This is a genomic window from Candidatus Bathyarchaeota archaeon (assembly GCA_029882535.1).
Lineage (GTDB): Archaea > Thermoproteota > Bathyarchaeia > Bathyarchaeales > SOJC01 > JAOUKM01.
This window is the reverse complement of the sequence record JAOUKM010000033.1, coordinates 1-16,302: the sequence shown is the minus strand read 5'-3', so window position 1 is coordinate 16,302 and position 16,302 is coordinate 1. Positions and strand designations below refer to the sequence as shown.

At 41.6% G+C, this 16,302-nt stretch carries 20 protein-coding genes; 8 read left to right on the top strand and 12 right to left on the bottom strand.

All coding sequences use genetic code 11. The features are described 5' to 3' along the window. Positions 1–242: 242 nt before the first annotated feature. On the top strand, positions 243–1,211 hold the full coding sequence (gene ilvA / locus OEX01_07860; protein ID MDH5448896.1) for a threonine ammonia-lyase: 969 nt from the start codon (positions 243–245) through the stop codon (positions 1,209–1,211). Between the two features lie 495 nt (positions 1,212–1,706). Here ilvA and OEX01_07855 read toward each other — a convergent pair whose 3' ends face one another. Both OEX01_07855 and metG read right to left on the bottom strand, forming a co-directional pair. Further along, positions 1,707–2,657, bottom strand: coding sequence for an arginine deiminase family protein (locus tag OEX01_07855; protein MDH5448895.1), 951 nt, complete (start codon positions 2,655–2,657; stop codon positions 1,707–1,709). 33 nt (positions 2,658–2,690) lie between these two features. Beyond that, entirely contained in the window at positions 2,691–3,017 is a 327-nt protein-coding gene (gene metG / locus OEX01_07850; protein ID MDH5448894.1) for a methionine--tRNA ligase subunit beta, read from the bottom strand. A gap of 185 nt (positions 3,018–3,202) precedes the next feature. Between metG and OEX01_07845 the strand changes: the two genes are divergently transcribed. The 3 genes from OEX01_07845 (at position 3,203) to OEX01_07835 (ending at position 4,971) form a co-directional block, all read left to right on the top strand. After that, positions 3,203–3,640 carry a C-GCAxxG-C-C family protein gene (locus tag OEX01_07845; protein MDH5448893.1) on the top strand — a complete coding sequence of 146 codons (438 nt, stop codon included), beginning with the start codon at positions 3,203–3,205 and terminating at the stop codon, positions 3,638–3,640. A gap of 94 nt (positions 3,641–3,734) precedes the next feature. Beyond that, positions 3,735–3,899, top strand: a complete 165-nt coding sequence (locus OEX01_07840; protein ID MDH5448892.1) for a metallophosphoesterase — start codon at positions 3,735–3,737, stop codon at positions 3,897–3,899. A 490-nt stretch (positions 3,900–4,389) separates the two neighbouring features. Further along, on the top strand, positions 4,390–4,971 hold the full coding sequence (locus OEX01_07835) for a hypothetical protein (GenBank protein MDH5448891.1): 582 nt from the start codon (positions 4,390–4,392) through the stop codon (positions 4,969–4,971). 54 nt (positions 4,972–5,025) lie between these two features. Here the strand turns inward: OEX01_07835 and fdhD are convergent, their stop codons facing one another. Both fdhD and OEX01_07825 read right to left on the bottom strand, forming a co-directional pair. Next, positions 5,026–5,829, bottom strand: coding sequence for a formate dehydrogenase accessory sulfurtransferase FdhD (gene fdhD, locus OEX01_07830; GenBank protein ID MDH5448890.1), 804 nt, complete (start codon positions 5,827–5,829; stop codon positions 5,026–5,028). Beyond that, on the bottom strand, positions 5,826–6,707 hold the full coding sequence (locus OEX01_07825; GenBank protein MDH5448889.1) for a RimK family alpha-L-glutamate ligase: 882 nt from the start codon (positions 6,705–6,707) through the stop codon (positions 5,826–5,828). Before OEX01_07825 ends, fdhD begins: the two co-directional genes overlap by 4 nt. A gap of 178 nt (positions 6,708–6,885) precedes the next feature. Here OEX01_07825 and OEX01_07820 point away from each other — a divergent pair, with 178 nt between their 5' ends. Then, positions 6,886–7,170 carry a hypothetical protein gene (locus OEX01_07820; GenBank protein MDH5448888.1) on the top strand — a complete coding sequence of 95 codons (285 nt, stop codon included), beginning with the start codon at positions 6,886–6,888 and terminating at the stop codon, positions 7,168–7,170. Positions 7,171–7,176: 6 nt separating this feature from the next. Here the strand turns inward: OEX01_07820 and OEX01_07815 are convergent, their stop codons facing one another. The 3 genes from OEX01_07815 to OEX01_07805 form a co-directional block, all read right to left on the bottom strand. Beyond that, positions 7,177–7,860: a hypothetical protein gene (locus OEX01_07815; GenBank protein MDH5448887.1), complete on the bottom strand. Its 684-nt coding sequence runs from the start codon at positions 7,858–7,860 to the stop codon at positions 7,177–7,179. 44 nt (positions 7,861–7,904) lie between these two features. Further along, entirely contained in the window at positions 7,905–8,600 is a 696-nt protein-coding gene (locus tag OEX01_07810) for an NDP-sugar synthase (protein ID MDH5448886.1), read from the bottom strand. A 144-nt stretch (positions 8,601–8,744) separates the two neighbouring features. Then, the gene (locus tag OEX01_07805) at positions 8,745–9,251 is read right to left on the bottom strand and encodes a DUF1947 domain-containing protein (GenBank protein ID MDH5448885.1); all 507 of its coding nucleotides are present in this window, start codon (positions 9,249–9,251) and stop codon (positions 8,745–8,747) included. Between the two features lie 265 nt (positions 9,252–9,516). Between OEX01_07805 and OEX01_07800 the strand changes: the two genes are divergently transcribed. After that, a complete protein-coding gene (locus OEX01_07800) occupies positions 9,517–12,516 on the top strand; it encodes a hypothetical protein (GenBank protein MDH5448884.1) in 3,000 nt (999 codons plus the stop codon). A 46-nt stretch (positions 12,517–12,562) separates the two neighbouring features. Here OEX01_07800 and OEX01_07795 read toward each other — a convergent pair whose 3' ends face one another. Further along, positions 12,563–13,036: an Lrp/AsnC family transcriptional regulator gene (locus tag OEX01_07795; protein ID MDH5448883.1), complete on the bottom strand. Its 474-nt coding sequence runs from the start codon at positions 13,034–13,036 to the stop codon at positions 12,563–12,565. A 233-nt stretch (positions 13,037–13,269) separates the two neighbouring features. Between OEX01_07795 and OEX01_07790 the strand changes: the two genes are divergently transcribed. Beyond that, complete coding sequence (locus OEX01_07790; GenBank protein MDH5448882.1) at positions 13,270–13,767, top strand: hypothetical protein; 498 nt, start codon at positions 13,270–13,272, stop codon at positions 13,765–13,767. Positions 13,768–13,796: 29 nt separating this feature from the next. Here OEX01_07790 and OEX01_07785 read toward each other — a convergent pair whose 3' ends face one another. Further along, entirely contained in the window at positions 13,797–14,516 is a 720-nt protein-coding gene (locus OEX01_07785; protein ID MDH5448881.1) for a DUF4332 domain-containing protein, read from the bottom strand. 137 nt (positions 14,517–14,653) lie between these two features. Here OEX01_07785 and OEX01_07780 point away from each other — a divergent pair, with 137 nt between their 5' ends. After that, positions 14,654–15,286 carry a hypothetical protein gene (locus tag OEX01_07780; GenBank protein ID MDH5448880.1) on the top strand — a complete coding sequence of 211 codons (633 nt, stop codon included), beginning with the start codon at positions 14,654–14,656 and terminating at the stop codon, positions 15,284–15,286. A gap of 43 nt (positions 15,287–15,329) precedes the next feature. On the opposite strand, the gene OEX01_07775 is transcribed toward OEX01_07780, so the two are convergent. The 3 genes from OEX01_07775 to OEX01_07765 form a co-directional block, all read right to left on the bottom strand. Continuing rightward, complete coding sequence (locus OEX01_07775; protein MDH5448879.1) at positions 15,330–15,887, bottom strand: DUF2148 domain-containing protein; 558 nt, start codon at positions 15,885–15,887, stop codon at positions 15,330–15,332. 28 nt (positions 15,888–15,915) lie between these two features. Beyond that, complete coding sequence (locus tag OEX01_07770) at positions 15,916–16,065, bottom strand: hypothetical protein (GenBank protein ID MDH5448878.1); 150 nt, start codon at positions 16,063–16,065, stop codon at positions 15,916–15,918. 10 nt (positions 16,066–16,075) lie between these two features. Continuing rightward, positions 16,076–16,302, bottom strand: a 227-nt coding sequence (locus OEX01_07765; protein MDH5448877.1) for a thioredoxin family protein, incomplete at its 5' end; no start/stop codon positions are given.

The window sequence follows — 16,302 nt, the reverse complement described above, 5'->3', positions numbered from 1 at the left end:
GTTTACCGTCGTCCAAGTTGGTTGGTTGGTTGGTTGGACTAAATTTTAACCCCCAAACCCCTCAAGAATGCCATAGGCACATTACGGACGATCGCACTTGGAACAGATTTCAGCACGTAGGGGCCCTAGAGCATCCGCATGCATGCATCTTGCCGACTATTTGACGATAGAATAAACTATAAGTGTAGCGTTTGAGAAGGCTGTTTTACCCTGTATCCTCTAGCGAACTGAAGGCATAACATATGAAGGAAGAGGTTGTAAGTTTTCGAAGCATACTTGAAGCTCGTAGAAAAATAAGAAACCTCGTAACCAAAACTCCAACCTACCTGTCTAATGTTTTCAGTCAGAGGACAGGCGCAGAAGTTTACTTAAAGCTTGAATGTTTTCAGCCGGTGGGAGTCTTCAAGATAAGAGGTGCCGTCAACAAGATATGTAGTCTCTCCCCAGCAGAACTAGAGAGAGGCTTGGTTACCGCCTCCTCCGGAAACCATGGATTAGCCGTGGCCTACGCAGCTAAGATTTATGGAGCTAAAGCCGTGGTTGTTGTGCCCGAAAACGCTGTGAAAGAAAAAGTTGAAGCCATAGAAAGTTATGGGGCTGATATCGTAAAATATGGAAAGGACTACGATGAAGCGTACTCTAAGGCTCTTGAGATACAAAAGGAAGCTGGAGCAACCTTTGTGCATCCCTTTGAAGACCCTTTCGTAGTCGCGGGACAGGGAACCGTTGGTTTAGAATTGCTCGAAGATGTCCCAGATTTAAACGCTATAATCGTTCCTGTAGGCGGTGGCGGCCTCATATCTGGAATATCTATCGCCGCGAAAACGTTGAACCCAAAATTAAGGATAGTGGGGGTTCAATCCGAGGGAGCTCCAGCTGTCTACCGATCTTGGAGGGCTGGAAAAATCGTAGAAGTAGATTCTGTTAACACGGTTGCAGACGGTTTAGCTGCTAGGAAACCACTTGACCTAACCTTTGGAATAATCAAGAGATACGTGGATACCATCCTGTTGGTAAGTGAAGAGGAAATCGGTGAAGCCGTGTTGGCACTTCTACATAACGCTCACATACTGGCTGAACCTTCAGGAGCAGCCTCTCTAGCAGCTCTCCTATTCAAATACCATCCAAAACCTGAAGAGAAAGTCGCAGTGATCATCAGCGGAGCAAACATATCAACAGACTATCTAGCCTCCTTGCTTAAACAAACGTAAAATCTACACAGGTATTGAAGCACCTTATTTGAGTGGGAGTGATTTCCCCAAAGTTTTAAGCTGAAATAGAGTTTATTATAGCCCGATGAAAAAATGACAAAAAAAGTTGCCATTGTAGCAGTGGCTCAGACTATGCATGGATGCAAGGGGACAAGCTATGGAGATCAGTTCTCTAGAGGCTATAATGACAGAGAGTCGTAGTGACAAGCGATATAGTTGCGTAGAGACCAAAGGGAACAGAGAAACCAAGCTCTACCCTAGCCTTCCGTTCCACCAGTAAACGCATTATTTCTCTAAGTTTCTCTTAGCATCTGATAGGTGCGGAGTACATATGCAAGCCCTCTGACTGGAGTCTTCATTTTTTAGGGAAAAGGTGAACCGCATGCGCCATCCAAGTTAGGACTTGATAGGACAGCAATTACCTTTATGCTAATGACCCGAAGCTAAAGGACTAAAAAACAATAAAAAATATTATCCAATTTGATGTGCCCATCCCTATCTACTTGGCTCCCGTTTGAGGATGCCTGTTAGGCAGCCAATTCCTCCAGCTGCTTTGTGAAGTTCGTCTACTTTCACTGTTATGCATTTGATTCCCATATTTTCATAGAAGGATTGAGTTTTAGGATTGCCCGATGGCATTAAGATCCGCTTTGGACCTAATGCCACAAAGTTGAGAGCCATCCCATGTACTGCTTCCTCTTCATCGGGAATGAAGGTAACAGCGTATCCGTGGTCTCGAAGAGCCTTAACAGCTGTTTGAGAGATTCGGGTTTGCCAGCAAACGGCAAGGTCCCGGTCAATAAAACGCAAGGTTCCCATTAAGTGCATTGCTGCGTCAGGTAGAACTACCTTGATAACCTCGACATCCATCTCATGAAGAAGGCTTGCCACCTGATCTGCGCCCTCAGCGTTAGTACGTAGTCCTGTTCCCAGAATGACAGTATTCGAATCAACCCACGACGCGTCTGCTCCCTCAAAGACTCCTTTTCCTCGTACAGAGCGCAGGATCGGAATGCGCAATTCAGCAAGTTTCTGAGCAACGAATCGCTCCTCGCCAGCACGGACGGTAGATGCTGGACGTGCCAAGATCGCCCCTTCAGGCGTCATGAAGAAGAGATCGGCTACGAACATCTGGTTGGGGGGAGGGGTATCACACGGTTCAACGTAGAACACAGTGACGCCAGCGTTCCGATAGGCTGCAACCAAGCTGTCATGTTGGTGTCTGGTCAGAACAGCGTTTGGTACGTCAAGCATCAGAGTGCGGTTGGCGTCTGTAATAGTTTCAATCTCAGGTCCTGGTCGATGCATCAAAACTGCTTTGAGAGGGGACCACTCGGATTCCACGCCGCACACTCGCCAAATCTTTCCAAGTTCATCGCGTAGCGACGTCATTCGGGGAGACCAGCCTACACCACCATGAGCCGCATCTTTTATAATTTCCGACATTCAATCACCACTTTGCCTATTCGTATACGTGCATTAGCTTATTTTGCTTCCTTGCTCGATATCCTTTTCAGGCTGCAAGCATATAACATTCCCTTTATCATTTTCAGCGGCTAAAATCATACATTGGGATTCTATGCCCATGAACTTTCTTCGTTGAAGATTTAGGATGAAGGCATACTTTTTGCCCACTAACTCTTCAGGTTTGTACCATTGCAGAAGGCCAGCAACTGCTTGCCTTTTTTCGTTTCCGAAATCCACAATCATTCTTATGAGATTTCTCGAACCCGGGACTTGGCTGGCTTCCAAAACCTGCCCGACTCGCATATCAAGTTTCTGAAATTCTACAAAGGATACTTCCATTTAAGTCCATCCATCTTTTAGAATTTCATAGTTAGTAACTGACGAACTTATGTATTTCGTGCGCGATTGTTGCGAAGCACATCTTCTTGCGCTTGTCTGTCATGTGCGAGCAATTCTGAGTTTGCTTTAAATCTTTGAATGATTATTGTATTCGTATGGTAGACAGCGAAGCAAAAGAAGAGATATTGAACAAGGCCTTGCACTATTTCAACGTAGAGCATTGGAATTGTGCAGAATCCGTTTACCTAGCAATTTTCAGACATTATTACGGAATAGACGCGAACCCTAAAACGGCAACAGCTTATGGAGGCGGAATTGCAAGAACTGGCAACATTTGTGGAGCAATAAACGTTGCTGTAATGGGAATAAGCCAAAAATACGGAAGAGAAAATCCAAACCAACTCTTCCTCAATACAAAACGTCCGGTGTTCGAATTCCTTAGTAGAATTGCTGGAGAATTTGGTTCTATCCATTGCATTGAACTTTCAGGCTGCAACCTATCTGAACTGGAAGGGAAAAGAAAATTCAGGGACGAAAACGTTCTAAAAGAGAAATGTACGCCTATTATAAGAAAAGTTATGGAAACATTTTTTTACATCGTTGAGGAATGGAAAACCCCCTAACCGTATGCATGTGAGATAGGTTTCCAAGTTTATAAGCTTCTAACAAAGAAAAAATCTAGAAGTTTATAAACCTTAGACTTCATTTCTTTATTTCATGTATACCAAAGTGTGCTATTTGAGAATCCTAGCAACTACCGACTTTCACGGCAACGCCGAAGCTTTTCGAAAAACCACTTTAAAGGCGAAACTGTATCACGTAGATGTAGTTGTTGTGTGTGGTGATATAACGCATTTTGGCTCTCATCCAGAGAGATTTTAAGGTGGTATCAATGAAAAAGGCAGTAATAGCTGTCAAGCTGGTTCCTGAAAGAAGCAGCGTCAGCGACGACCAGATTGTGAAGGAGATACTTGCTGAGGCTAAGATTCCATGCATAGAGTGAAAACATAGAGAAGATAACCGTTAGCAGGATATGTTTAAAACTTTAAGCCAACGCTAACTGTGTCGGAGGCATGTCACCGCCTAGCCCTAGGGGAAGGGCAGAAAGAGAATAAAAGGTGGAAATGGGAAAATGACGGACAAAAGCGAAATTTTAATAAACAACAACGGATTGATACTTGAACTGGGGAGGTTCCTATTTTGATTATAGTTGCAGTACTACAGAGGATGTCGAACCAAGAATCTGGAGTAATTAGTGTTTTGCTCGTTGTTGGAGGTTTAATGTTCTTTGCGGGTCTAATGCTCCATCACCTCCCTAGCCAAAATGAAAAAGAGGAAGAAGAATGCAAATAAGTTTGGTTAGGTGTTAAAAATGGATGAAAAAGTCGGCAACGGTATCATTGTTGGAATGGGAATAGCGTGTGTTTTACTTGGATTTTTGTCTTGGATATATGCTAACACCTTGTTTGGAAGATTAAGTTATGTGTTTGGATTTTTGGGAATAGACACCAGCCATTACATATTCGCTGACCTTAGCAGAATAATACAGACTTCCACGGGCATCATTGTCACAGGACTTGTGTTTCTACTTTTCGGTTCTTTAGGAATAAAAAAGAAAGTGAAGAGTGACACAATCAACCTAGGCGTTTTTATTGTTCTTGGGTTGAGCCTTGTGTTTTTAGGTTTAATCAACTGGGTTGGAACAGACCTCTATCAAGTAGGTTTAATGTTCGCGCTTATGAGTGTTTCATGGACGAAATATCGGGCATACGCTAAATACTATGTCCCCTTAATTTTGACTTGTGGAGTCATACTGATAATTCTAGGAATATCTTACCTATACGCTACACACGGCGTGCTTATCTACGCAACAGGTCTAGGCGTGTTTCTTGGTGGAATAGCTTGCCTCATCTTTGCCTTGAAGGGAGGTAAAAAGAAAAATGAAAACGTTTGAGCCAGAGTTGAATACTTTGGAGCATATAAAGTCTAGATAAAACCACAAAAACTCTCACACCTTGATTCTCTCTGAATGTGCATAAACATTCATTCCATTTCCCCTCACAAACCCCACCAAAGTCACCCCAGTCTTCTCAGCAACTTTTACACCCGAATCAACTGCTCCAGCCAAAGACGCCACAATCGAAACCCCCGCGCGCGCCGCCTTTAAAACAATATCCCCAGTTAACCGTCCACTCAAAGCCAAAAAACACCCGCTTAAATCCTGTTGGCTCAAAGATGCCACACCAATCACCTTGTCAACCGCGTTATGCCTTCCCACATCCTCAGCCAACGCAACTAAATCCCCATCACGCTTAAACAACGCAGCAACGTGCACACCTCCAGTTTTCCTGAATGTACTAGCCAGCACATTCAACAGTCTAACACACTCTGAAAGAATCTTCGCCTCAATCTGCCAAAAAGGCAAACTTTTCAACTCAATGGTGTCAAGCAATTCCCCAAGCGATCTATAACCTATACCACTACACGCAGAAACAATCAACTGTGCAAAAGGCTTCGAAACAACAACATGCTTCTCAATATCAGTCTTTCGTAAAGTTGCTTCACAACGATTTTCACCATCAAAATCTACACTAACAATCTCATCTACCGAACTCACTAAACCCTCGCCCAACAAGTGTCCCACTACTAGTTCTTTCAACAAAGCCGGCGAACAAAGAATAGAAACAAAGTGAATTCCACCTAGAAAAACATGCAACGGAACTTCTCTAGCCACAAGATCTTCTTTACTTTTCATTTGAGCATTAGCAACATCAATCTTTAAAACTGCTACATTTTCTGTTATTATGCTCATCTTCTTTTTACCTCGGACAACACATAATCAACAATACAATCTGCAATATCTACTTGCGTAACAGACTGCAACCCACGCCACCCCGGCTGACTATTAACCTCAATAATCAATGGTCCATCCTTGCTTTCCAGAATGTCCACACCCGCAACTCTACAATCAACAACCTTCGCTGCTTTAACCGCCAAAGCCTCCAATTCTTCGCTAATCTGAATCGCTACAGGTCGAGCACCCTGACTCACATTAGTCTTCCACGAATCCCCAACTCTCCGCATGGCAGCAACAACACGATCACCCACCACAAAAGCACGAATATCAGAATCTCCATGAGGCACAAACTCTTGAAGATAAAGGACCCCATGATAAAACCTTATGGAACTGAAAATTCGCGCAGCAACATCTGCGTCGAAAATCCGTGTCGAACCAACTCCCTGCGATCCGAAAAGAGGCTTCAAAACTACATCACCTCCCAGTTCATGAAAACCTACTAAAGCCTCCTCTACACTTTCAGTCACTACAGTCCGCGGCACTGGCAACCCACTCTCATCCAAAAGCGCCAACGCATAATACTTATCCACACACCGCTCAATCGCTCCAGCAGGATTAACAACCAAGACACCCCGACGCTCAAGACTGTGCAACAAGTCCATCCGAAAAATAATCTCCTCAAGCGAACCACGACCAACATGCCGAATAATCAATGCCGGCAAATCCCTAGCGACATCAATATCATTTACTCCTACAGCACACCGATAACCAACTTTCGCTACAAGACTGGGAAAACTGAAAAACACAAAAGACGCATCCCTTCTCTTCAGAGACTCTCTTAACTGCACAGTTCCCCATCCCTCAACATCCTTTCCAAGAATGCCAACAATCAAACAAACCAAGCCTCACCTAACAAATTACATAAGAAAATAAAAAGCATACACATTGTCTACATCTCCTAAAACGGAATGTTTAAATTCTAATTCTGACATAGTAATATTTACTATATGTCTCGCTAAAGACATAGTGTAGATTTGAAAAACATTAAAACTGTTCAACACAAAAACAGACGTGCCAAAAATGAAGTGCCCATACCTTTCAAACGCTTCAAAGAAAAAGTGCGTGAAAATGTCAGCAGAAAATATTGATGAGGAGCTTTCTGACTTTGATTTGAAACATTTTTGTGATGGTAACCCAGTTTACTGTTACTATTTTCGGGCACCTGCTCTGCAAGCAGCAGCGAAGCTTTCGAAAGGTATAGTGTCACTTGAAAAGTTGCCTAAGGAAATCCCATTGCCCACAGCTCCAGTAAAGAGTGTTTCTTTGAAAATAGAACGACATCCTTGGCAAGAATAGTAGCTCCTAGATGATTAGAGAGTGGATTTCTTTTGCAACGTATTCTAAGTACTTCTCTTTATCTGTCAGGTTGAATATTGTTACAGAAGCGTCTCGCGTGATTCCAACGACATATCCATATTCTTTTGCCCGTGTTACAATATACCAAACGTTTCCGTGCTTAGAATACTCATCAAAAACTGAAGTGCCAACTAAATTTGGTCCATAGAGTGAGAGTTTGTCTATATTGGGAATGTCTACGTTATCGAAGAAAGTTATCTTGGTGTCTTCTGGATTTTTCAAGTGGAAATTTTGAAGAGTTTTGGGCGGAATTTGTGCTTCAATTATTTTTCCAACTTTTTCAAATAGGATATCGCTTATTTTGTTGGCGATGAAGTTTGCCATTCGCTTTTTCTCAACTACTGTTAACAGCACTTTTCCGTCAAAATGCCGGAAGCTGAAAACCGCTTCTATGGTTTTTGGTATTGGAATGACTTTGCCTCTATGAAATACGCGTATGACGTAGTCATGGGAGTAGATTCCTGTAACGGCATTTTCTTTTGGTAATAGGTTTGCTATTTCTGTTATTAGTGTAAAGTTGTAGTCACCTTCTGAATATTCTTCTTGGAATTTGTAGTTCTCCAGTTTTGATTCGATCTCGTCTAGTGGTTGAGGTTGAGTTAGTTTGAAGACTTTTCCAGCTATGACCATAGAGAATCCTACCTATTTGTTGTTTTATTTCTTGGGATTTAAGTTTAAGCCCCGAATAGGTTGAGGGCATTCATGTAATCATCGAATGTGTCGATGGTTATCCATGTGCCATGGTATTTAAAGCCTTTTAGAGCGTTTTGCGTTGCTAGTTTTGGCAGCACCATTTTTTCGAAGTCTCCTGTAGTAGGGAAGTGTTTTAGTATGATGCTTTTTTTCATAGCATAGTGTCCAGCGTTTACGTAGAAATCTAGTCGGGGTTTTTCTTCAAAATTTTTGATGTAATCATTTTTGATTTTGACTTTTCCATAGGGTATTGTAGGTTTTGCTAGCAGTACAACTATTGAATTGTCGGATTCTATAAGTAGCTTATTTGGATCAAAATCGAATGCAAGGTTGTCAACGTTACATGCGTAGAATGTTTCGCTTTGGATTTGTTGGCATGCTTTTTTCAAGGCGCCCCCTGTGCCAAGGTTGCTGTCTTCGATTGACATTGTTACCTTAGCAGTTTTTGTTTGTTTGAATTTTTTATAGACACCAGTTTTTAATACGATGTATCCGAGGAGGTCTTTACTTACTGCAAGAACTATTTTTTTAAATCCGTGTTTTGCGAGCCAGTTAACTTGCTTTTCGATGATTGTCTGGTCGCCGAGACTTAGTAGTGGCTTAGGTATTTGGGCTTCTGGTTTCAGCATCCAAGTTTGTCCGCCACAGAGTATTATTGCTTCTTTTATCTTTGACATCTGCTTGTCTCCACACTGTTTTAATTTATGATGTAGTTATAAAGCCTTAGTATTATTGAAAGAGTTGGAGTTTTTGTGGGTTTGTTGCTTTGACTAGACAGTCTGCTATATGCTTCTAATAGACACCAAATATGGCCTTCTGTTTCATTTTGTTTGGTTTAGTTGTTTTATTGTGTTCCATATTTTGTCTCCTATGTAGTGGATGTTTTTCAGGATTTTTCCGTGTTCAAGGTTTTTTGCTTCTTTGGTATTGTAAAGTGCTATGGCGATGGCTATGGGTTTTTGGTGGCGTTCGTCGGAGATTATGACGATGTTTTCTTTGTTGAAAGTTCCTTCGTAGTGGACGATGCCTGGAGCCATGATGTCTGCTCCGTTGCAAATGTGTGGGATTGCTCCCATGTTGACTGTGGCTTTTGGCAGATTCTTTAGGATTTTGTCTGATGCTAATGTGGGGAAGAGCTTGTTGTTTGATTTTGCAAAGATTGGTTCTTTGTTAATGAAAAATATTTCTTCATTGTTTGTTTTAGCGATTTCGATGGGCGGCTTTAATGTTGGTAACTCTTGAAGGTTTATTTTCGTGTTTTTGAAGAGTTCTGAGAGCAGTTTTTTTGCTTCTTTTTCTTTTATGAACCGTCGTTTTATTTTTTGCATTGTCACCACCAAAGGGTCACGTGTTATTATGGTCAAATGCGTAAATTTATTGTTAGTTCTTTTTTAGTTTTATGTATGCTCAAAATGAGGGAACTTATTTTTTATCTTAATTCAACAAGAGACTTGCAATAAAGATTATGTTAACAAAATCTTTTTTTAGATGAATCTTTTATACAAATTAACGGTAGCTAATAGAAAATAGTTCCAGAAACTTTAAATCGTCTTTGGATCTAAATAGTTAGTTGCCGAGGGAGAAGGAGAACCCTTGAAGTTCAGCCTGCTAAGAGTTATCGTAGGTCTGATGCTAATTCTAGTTATTTCATTTAATTTTGCAGTTATCGAAATACCTTATGTTTCTGCTCAGCCAACATGGCCGCAACAGTGGATTGAAATTGATTGGGACAAGAACGAAGATGGGGCAGCAGACGATTGGCGGGACGTTGAATATGCCTATTATCAATACGACAATGACTATCTCTACTTGAAGCTTCAATGTTACGACATACCGGGCATGAAATGGCCAAATCGAGACGGCAGATACAAATGGTTCATTGATTTTGACAACAATATGTATTATAGTGGCGGAAATGTAATCGACGCTGAATACGTTCTTTTCGTAGAAGATACTGATCATAATGGACTCGGAGAAATGTATTTACTCTTTGACGCGAACAACGACAACAATTTTGGCGAATATGAGCCATGGCCTCCTACAAATTACGCCAACTATAAAATTACTGACCCAAATATTGGGGGATGGAGGATAGTCGTTCCCGATCAAATTGAAATGTATATAAACTGGGCTTCTATTGGAGATCCTGCCTCCTACAAGTTGTTCTGGTCAACGGATCAGCAAAATCCCAACCTTGACCAATCTCCTACAGCAGACCGAATAGATGAAGAGCAACCTATAATAGTTCACAATGTTGCAGCAATAAGCCAAGTTCCCACACCTCAAATTGTGAAGCAGGGTGAGCATGTCACAATTCAAGTAGGTTTAGAAAACAAAGGTACTCAAATTGAAGCCTTCAATGTCACATGTTACTTCAACAACACTGCAATTGGAACAAAACTTGTGGCTAATTTAACTGCTGGACAACAAACAACACTTACTTTTGACTGGGATACGATAGGCATACCTGTAGGCAACTATACAATTACAAGCTGGGCCGACTCGAGGGCAGCAATAACTGAAACAGACGAACAAGACAACTGGTGCACCTCACCTGCAATAGTAACAATTCAGCCAGCACCAGTTCACGATGTAGTCACGGTGTCTCAAGTTCCAGACAAGACAAGTGTGGTTCAAGGAACACTAGTTAACATAAATGTAACAGTGTCCAACATGGGGGATTTCGTTGAAACCTTCAACGTCACATGCTTTTATGGCACTAACCCAATAAGCTATCAAACCATAACAAACTTAGCACAAAAGACCTCAACCAACACAATTTTTGCATGGGATACAACAGGAGTCGAGCCAAACACATACTATATTCTCGCAATGGCTGACTCTAGCAATGCCATAACTGAAATTGATGAAAACAACAATAACTGCACAAGCTTTGAAGCTGTAACTTTGTATTCGCCTAGTCAAATGGGAAAATTGTTTGTCGATAAAGTTAAAACCGCTGTCATAAGTGGAGAAGATCCGCCAATTGTTGGATTACAAACAGTTTATGAATTGACAATCATTGTAACGAACATTGGAGGCAGCAATGTCTCCAATGTCAAAGTAAATGAAACAATCTCTTCAGATGCGACCTTCGTAAGTGTAGGAACACCAAGCCAAGGTTTTATCATTGCGCTCCCACCTCCAAAAATTGTATGGAACGTTGGAACTCTAGCTCCTGGAACAAACGCAACATTAACCTTTAGAATAAGCATAACGCCAACTTCTCCCAGCTTAATATCCCTAAATCACAAAGAGGACATTATAGCCTCAGGAACAGACACGTTTAGTGGCAACCCAGTCTCAGACAGCGGTGACACCGATATTACGGTTACCGCGATAATACGTGACGTGGCTGCAATTAGCCAAGTTTCTACAAGCACCATTATTTGTCAAGGCGATACTGTTGCAGTGGACGTAACAGTGAAAAACCTTGGCAACATCTCTGAAACCTTCAATGTTACATGTCACTACGACAGTAACCCAATTGGGGTTATACGTGTTTACAATCTGGCAACAGGCGGTCAAACCACCATCTCGTTTGCATGGGACACCACAGGCATACCGCCAGGAACATACTCAATAAATGCTGAAGCTGACTCAAGCTACGAAATTACCGAAAGCAACGAAACAAACAACATATGCACCTTTCTTTCAACAGTCAAAATCGTAATACATGATGTTGCGATCATAAGTCAACTTCCCTCACCCCCCACAGTAACGCAAGGAGAAAATGTAACAGTAGAAGTTGTTGTTGAGAACGAAGGAACAGAGCCTGAGACGTTCACTGTAAACTGCTACTTCAACGATACACTCCTCGAAACAAAAACAGTCACAAACCTACAGCCAAACACAACAGAGACGCTCAATTTCAACTGGACCACAACAGGTGCTCTAGTAGGAACGTATTTCATTAACACAGGAGCATCAACAGTGCCCGGCGAAAAAGACACAGACGATAACGCATGCCTAAGCACAACCAGCGTCACAGTAACATTGCCACAATATTGTTTGACAGTCTCCTCTCCCTACGGCACCTTAGGTGGGGAAGGCTTGTATGACAGTGGCAGCACTGCTTACGCAACTTTAAACATTAGCACAATAGATCATGGAAATGGAACTCGCAGAATATTCACTTCTTGGGGCGGAGACGCCTCAGGAACAAACTACGCTCAAAGCGACCCAATTCTCATGGATGGACCAAAAACCGCAATAGCAAGCTGGAAAACACAATACTACCTAACAGTTAAAACCAACCCGTCAGGAATTGTGGCAATTCCAGGTACAGGCTGGTATGACGAGTCTACGAATGTGCCTCTTACAGCGCCTTCTGTTACAGGTTATACATTCCTCAACTGGACTGTAGACGGCGTCTCGCAAGGCGATGGCGTCAAATCAATCCATATATACATGAACGCACCTCACACAGCTACCGCTCACTACAAATCTTCCATTGTGGGAGGTTTCACGGTTTCTATAAAGTCGCCTCTACACCACACTTGGATAAGCCTAAATGCTATGCTCATCGCTGCCATCTTTATAACAATGTCTTGGGTAAAGAGACGACAAAGAAAAACTAGTAAGATACCCTAAAACTTGCTGAAAAGCTGACCTTAAAGACGCCTAATTAATCTCTGGCCTAGAGGGAGAAATTTTCTTCTTTGTATTTCCTTGTAATAATGGAAGTTCGAATCCGCAGCACACCCGGTAGAGGAGCAACAAATTGCGCGATAAAGGAATGCAGTTTCTCTTGGTTTTCCGCCACTATTTTCGCAATTATAAGCAATTCCTCAGAGAGCGAAGTAAAAACTTCCGACACCTGTTTGTGTTTCGCCAGTTTTTTCGCAACCATATCACTTTCTTTCGGATCAGTGAAAATAGTCACAATAGCAGTAAGAAAATCCACTCCAGCCTTTTTATGGTCAATCACAACAGCATACTTCTTGATAATTCCACGTTCTTCCATTTTCTTTATATGATCATAAATCGTAGAATGCGCCAAATTTAAACGCCGCCCAATTTCTGTGTAGGTTTGTCTAGCGTTTACTTGAAGAATCCTTAGTATAGCACAATCTAAATCATCAAGAAAAACGAGTTGATTTTTCGCCTTCATAAAGTGAGCCTTCTCAACAAAGACAAGTGTTTACAGTTTGCGTAATTTATCCTTTGCTATCGGAAAACTGTAGGAAAAACGAAATTTCTTCGTCAATTATTTTAAAGATCCACTATCTTGGCTACGATTTTGCGAAATTTATGTAGAATAAGTTTAAATCCTACGGCGAGAACTAGAATATAGTTCTATAAAAATCTTTCAGTGATGTGTTTAGATTGGCTCAACTCTCGAAAATGCCTAGAGTCTGGGACCTTTTAAAGCATTTCAAAGAATCATGTCGCCATAAAGGTTGGAAGGCTTCCGATTATGAAGACATAATAAAAATAGATGATGAATACCACAATTTTATTGGAACACGAACAATTCATACCTCTACCTTCAAAAAAATTGCTTCTAGAAAAAAACTTGCGGTTCCTAAAGGAGAATCATACAGTGTAATAGATGTTTCATACACTGCTTGGGTTTTCCAGCAACAACCTTCGGAGCAATTGGTGGAAGCTTTGACAATGGACTCTGAACTCTCTAAAAAAATAGCCCTGTATGATCTAAGTGGAGTATATCAAGGCAAGCCTCTTTGCTTAAAATTTAACGAAACAGACAGCCTTGCATTCAACGAATTTGAGAAATTCTTAAAGGAGACATATGGAGTGGAAACGAAGTCACTTTACGAACCACGCACGAATGAACCTAAAACTTTTAAGTCAAAGCTTTCGAAAGCCTCACTTGGATAAACTATACGTATTCTCTTTTTTAAAGCTTGTTAGTATTCTACTATTTTTGACAATTTCTTGGCAGTTGCAACAGTACTCTTCGCTTCTTTGGGCAATGGAGCTATTCCATCGAATTCAGTTCGTTCGATAAATTCAATGAGCATTGCTCTGAGCGCTCTCGAATCCCATTCTGCCAGTTTCTCGATGGTATCAACTCCAGCATCATAGTATAGTCGTGCACGAATATTTTTGACACCTGGGATTCGCGCCAAGTCTGAGAGCTTCACGAACTCCAGAACAGATTCGAGCGGTATACCAGTCTTCGCCGACAACTCCTTCCTTCCACTGCCTGTTCGTCCCGACTCCACCATCTCTTCCACGTTTCGAATACCTAGAGCAGCAAGCCTCTTTACATATTCAGCGTTAACGCCTCGAAACCTCTTTAACGCAAAAGACGCTCGCTTAATCCTTTGCTCACGAAACTCATTTGCAAGTTTTCGCATTCCCTCGTTCGAGGTATACTCATAATAGTAACGAATACTCCACAAGTATCCCTTGACTCGCGGTTTCAGCTCCTTTTCACCCCACAACACAAAGGCTTTGAGATCCTCGGGACATGCTTCGTCAGGCTTTTTGCCACCTCGGTACTCTTGCAAATAACGCTCAAATTCCGTCATATACACAACACACCGCTTGATGGCACTCTGCGACCGCCCACTTCTTTTCAAAAATTTCCGAAATTCTTCTTCATCCAACATCTTATATCCCATTACTTCAGGGTAAAATACATTTGATTTTTAAACTGATTTAGGAGATTTCAGTTTTATGACTTGTGGGACAAACTTATATTTAACTCAAATTCAAATAAAATGTTACCCTTCTTTGATTAGTTTCGCTTTGTTGAAGAATGCAAGCTTTCATAAGGAACGTAGTTGATAGTTTTGCCTTGGGAAAGACTGTGGCAAGAGAAGAAAAGAGTAACGAAATTGATAAAATGAAGAAGCTTGCCGAGTTTAAGACGCTGCTTGAAAAGAAGATTGCAGACGCAGAAGCCGATTTGGAAAGTTTGAAAATTCTGCTTGAATTCGTTAACAAAATTTTATTGGAAAAAGGATTTAAAAGAGTTGAGATTGCAAAGCCAAAACGTGCCAAGGCACTTGCTTTGCCGCCCGTTATGGAATATGAAACTGTTGTTCCTCTTAAAGCAGTGACAGGAGGGCTTCTAGCGAATCTATACATGAGTCAAGAGTCTATGTGTGTGACAATCGCCAAAGATAGGACATTTAACGTGAAAACTCCACCTTTTCAACAGTTTTTGATCGAGCGTGTTCTAAGCAAGATGCAAGAAAAAGACAGCGAAGCCGCAAGTAAGGGTGAAATAACTCCCGATAAAATCTTTTCTTACGAATTAATTTTAGACGGTGATGCTATTCGAGAGATTGTGATTAAAAACGTTACGGCAGATAGACTGCGCGAGCTTAGATCAAGTATTCACTGGACTTTAGAGAAAATGCACGAAAAAGCGGAAAAGCACGCTTAGCATCGGTATAGTTTGTTTAAAGAGAATTGAAATTGGGATTCTTCTATATGGAACGATCGTAGTAGATGTTTTTGCCAGTGGCGGATAGCGGTATTCCCATGATGATATGCGCTTCCGGTAGTAATTTCAGTCTTTTTGCAGCGGTTCCAATTCGGTACATTATTCGGTTATCGACATTTAGGAGGCTTGCTATTTTTGCTGCTGAGCCTAAGGCGATGCCCATATCTAAGGCTTTAAAGATGCAAGTGGGTCCTACAAAATCTTGACCTTGCTTTTTTCCAGCTTTTTCAAAAGCTTCGCAAGTCGCGTAGCCACACGCACCGCAGTTGATGCCAAAGGATATTGGTCCTTTTACGCCGATTAGTAGCACCACTTCAGAATCGCGTAGGTTTTTGCTGTCTCGTTTGAATCCTTTGCTGTTTCTTTCTTCTGCCATTTTATCCATTTCTGCTGCGATTTCGTCTTTATCTTTGCCATAGACTATTGCCGTGACTATGTCGTCGATTCCTCCAGATTTGGGCGCGGTTCTTGCTGAGACTAGCATTAGTTTTGCGGTTTCTAAGAGTCCGTCTTTTTCTCCTTTTTCGCGGAGTATGGGCATTCTTTCTTTTCCTTCTTGGAATATTTGTTTATGGCATGCCTGCCACTGCGGGTCCGAAAATGCTTTTCATTAGTTCTGCGACTTTGGTTAGTTGGTTTGTGTATAATGCTATCGAGAGGAAGGTTAAGCCTGCAAGTAGAATTAGTGAGCCTATGATTCTTTTTTCTGATGTGTCCACGGTTTCTCGCCTAGACGTATCGCTTTAGTTTGTTTTGAATTAATAGTTTTGGGGCTACTCCGACTATACGGTCGGCTTCTGTTCCGTTTTTCATAATCAGTAGAGTTGGGACGCCCATTATGCTGAATCGTGTGGCGGTTTCGGGATTTTCATCCACATCAAGTTTGCCAAAGACTATTTCGCCAGCGTATTCTTTTGCTAGTTCTTCTATGATTGGAGCAACCATTCGGCAAGGTC